Genomic DNA, 698 nt, shown 5'->3' with positions numbered 1-698 from the left:
GGGTGACGTCGGCGACGTTGCCAGCCGTGCCGACGACGGTATGCACCAAGCCCGACGCTGCATCGACGCCGATATGGGCTTTCATGCCGAAGTGCCAGTCGTTGCCCTTCTTCGATTGATGCATCTCCGGGTCGCGCTTGCCGTCCTTGTTCTTGGTCGATGGCGGCGCGGCGATCAAGGTCGCGTCAACGATGGTCCCTTCGCGCATCATCAAACCCTTGCTGGCTAAGTGGCCGTTGATCTCGTTGAAAATACGTTCGGTCAGTTTATGCTGCTCCAACAAGCGCCGGAATTTGAGCAACGTGGTCGCGTCGGGTGCAGATTCATGGGTCAGATCAATACCGACGAAACCACGAATGGCTTGGCTGTCGTAGATCGCATCTTCGATGCCCTCGTCGGACAAACCGAAACACTGCTGCGCAATGTACATGCGCAGCATGCGCTCGAGCCCGATCGGTGGACGACCGCGTCCATCGCCCTTGGGATAGTACGGCAAGAGCACCGCCACCAACGCCGGCCACGGTGTCGCCGCTTCGATTTCGGCCAGAAAACGGTCGCGCCGCGTCAGCTTCTTTTTGCTGGCGTACTCGGCATCTGAAAAGCTCGATTGCATACTCAGTTCTCGCGAGGAATGAAGGTGATATTGTGACAGCTTACCGACGGTTCCGACGCCAGAGACCGATTAAATCAGCGCTTCC

General features: G+C 58.0%; 1 protein-coding gene. It reads right to left on the bottom strand.

The annotated features are described in order from the left end of the window. Positions 1–613: IS5 family transposase (locus AC07OK_RS30740; RefSeq protein WP_494693840.1), on the bottom strand; the 613-nt coding region annotated here is incomplete at its 3' end. Positions 614–698: the final 85 nt, after the last annotated feature.

Source organism: Duganella sp. GW821-FHT07G03, from assembly GCF_059418605.1.
Note: the sequence above shows the minus strand (reverse complement) of the source record. Positions and strands in the feature narration are given on the sequence as shown.